Here is a 2,361-nt window from a genome sequence, read left to right as displayed (position 1 = left end):
GCGCTGACGGTGTGGGTGCGCGGGTCGCGCGGGGTGCTGGTCGGCGCGGGCGTCTGCGACGGGCTGGGCGTGGCGCTGGGAGGCAATGTCTCCGACGGCAGCGGCGTCCAGGTGGGCGTGAGGGTGATGGTGGGCGGCAAGAGGGTAGTGGTCGGGATGAAAGCCGCCATCACCGCCGGCCCCCTGTCGCGCAGCGCCAGCCAGGCCGCGCCCAGGCCGAGCGTCACCAGCGCCGCGACGACCCAGAAGAGGAGGTTCGAGCGGCTCTCGCGCACCTCGCTCTCGAAGACGGCCGGCGGTTTGGGGCGCGCCAGCTCTACGGGCGGCTCATCGGGAGCAGTGGGCAACTCATCGGCAACGAGAGGCGGCTCAGCGGGAGCGATGGGAGGCGCGTCCAGGGCTGGCATCTCTGGCGCGGGGCCGGCCGGGGGCGGCCCGACCGGCCGCGGCAGGCCGCACATGATGCACTGGGTGGCTCCCTCGGGGACGATGCTGTCGCAGCGGGCGCAGCGGTAGGCGGCCGGCTCCGCGGTTTCCTGAATGTCTTGCTCGCTCATACTGCCACCCGGCATTATAGCCGGCAGCCGGTGTCCGTCCAACGCAGTCACAGGGCGCTCATAATCACCTGCACACCATATTTCTGATACAATAGAGAGCAACCGACGCACGTGAACGTAGCCTCAATGCGGGCGATTGGAGCCAAACGCCCGGCCGGAAGCGTTCTAGACCTATACCTGAGAAGACGGAAAACATCTTATGGCCGACCTGACAACCACTTACCTGGGCCTGACCCTGAAGTCTCCACTCGTTGTTTCCTCCTGCCCCCTGACCTACGAAACGGATAATCTGCGACGCATGGAGGCGGCGGGCGCGGGCGCCGTCGTCCTCTATTCGCTCTTTGAGGAGCAGATCGAACTGTCTGAAATGGGCTACTCCAGCTACTACGGCCAGCACCGCGAGGAACTGCCAGAGGCTCTGCGTCACATCGCGCAGATGCCGGAGTACAACCAGGGCGCCGGCGGGTATCTGGCCCATCTATACCAGGCCAAGCGCGCCGTCAATATGCCGGTCATTGCCAGCCTGAACGGCTACTACAGCAGCGGGTGGACGCGCTACGCCCGGCTGATCGAGGCGGCCGGGGCCGACGCGCTGGAACTCAACATCTATTACCTGGCGACCAAGCCCCAGATCACCGCAGCCGAGGTCGAGCAGATGTACGTCGACCTGGTGCGCGACGTGCGCCAATCGGTGCGCATCCCGATCGCCATCAAGCTCAACCCGTACTTCAGCGCCATCACCAACGTCTCGCGCCGGCTGGTGGGGGCCGGGGCCAACGGGCTGGTGCTCTTCAACCGCTTCTACCAGCCCGATTTCGACATCGAGAACCGGGCCATCGAGCCGAGCCTCGACCTGAGCACGTCGAGCGAGTTGCGGCTGCGGCTGCGCTGGGTGGCGCTGCTGGCCGGGCAGGTCAAGGCCGACCTGGCCATTACCGGCGGCGTCCATACCGCCGTCGACGTCATTAAGAGCCTGATGGCCGGGGCCAACGTCGCCATGATGGCTTCGGCGCTCATCATCAACGGTATTGACCACCTGGCGACGGTGAGCGGCGACCTCCAGCAGTGGTTGGACAGCCACGCCTATGCGTCGGTTAAGGATATCCAAGGTTGCCTCAGCCACGTACAGATCGGCGACTCAGCCGCCCTGGAACGCGCCAACTATCTGAATGTCCTGCGCACCGCCCGCTCGCAGAAGGATTCCTGAGCAGGGAATACATTATGTCAATATCGCTCCACATCAACGGCCGGGATGAAACAGTTCACGCCCGGCTGACCGACACCCTGCGGGATGCTCTGCGGGCCGCAGGCTACGTCAGCGTCCGTTTTGGTAGCCACTCCGGCGAGACGGGGGCGGCGGCCGTGCTGGTGGATGGTCAGCTTGTCAGCGCCGACACACTGCTGGTGGGTCAGGTCGCCGGCCGGCACGTTGAGACCATCGAGGGCCTGACACCCGGCGTCCGCGAACTGCACCCCATCCAGCAGGCGTTCATCGAGACGGGCGCCATCCAGTCCGGCTACTCCACGCCGGCTATGATGCTGGCCGCCAAGGGGCTGCTGTCCCGTACGCCCGACCCGACCGAGGCGCAGGTGCGCGACGCCCTCTCCGGCGTGTTGTGCCGGGAGACGGGCTACTTCCGGCCGGTGCAGGCCGTGCTGCGCGCCGCCGCTTATCTGCGCGGGGAGGAGCCGCCGCCTCTGCCCCAACCGGAGATCGTCGACGCCAGCTACCTGGTCGGCGGCATCCCGGACGACGGGCGGGAGAGTGACGAGTTGGGCGGGCCAGAACTGAGCGGCGGCGGCG

The 2,361-nt window shown here is 66.8% G+C and carries 2 protein-coding genes and 1 pseudogene; 2 read left to right on the top strand and 1 reads right to left on the bottom strand.

The annotated features are described in order from the left end of the window. A pseudogene (locus tag ACE3UY_RS12250) lies at window positions 1-557 on the bottom strand (hypothetical protein); the annotation flags it as partial. A gap of 199 nt (window positions 558-756) precedes the next feature. On the opposite strand from ACE3UY_RS12250, the gene ACE3UY_RS12245 reads away from it, so the two are divergent. Together ACE3UY_RS12245 and ACE3UY_RS12240 are read left to right on the top strand one after the other, a co-directional pair. Beyond that, window positions 757-1,764, top strand: a complete 1,008-nt coding sequence (locus tag ACE3UY_RS12245) for a dihydroorotate dehydrogenase-like protein (protein ID WP_374687801.1) — start codon at window positions 757-759, stop codon at window positions 1,762-1,764. A 14-nt stretch (window positions 1,765-1,778) separates the two neighbouring features. Further along, window positions 1,779-2,361, top strand: a 583-nt coding sequence (locus ACE3UY_RS12240) for a (2Fe-2S)-binding protein (protein ID WP_374687800.1), incomplete at its 3' end; no start/stop codon positions are given.

It is taken from the genome of Promineifilum sp. (SeqCode) (genome assembly GCF_041918635.1).
In the GTDB taxonomy this organism is placed as follows: Bacteria; Chloroflexota; Anaerolineae; order Promineifilales; family Promineifilaceae; genus Promineifilum.
Note: the sequence above shows the minus strand (reverse complement) of the source record. Positions and strands in the feature narration are given on the sequence as shown.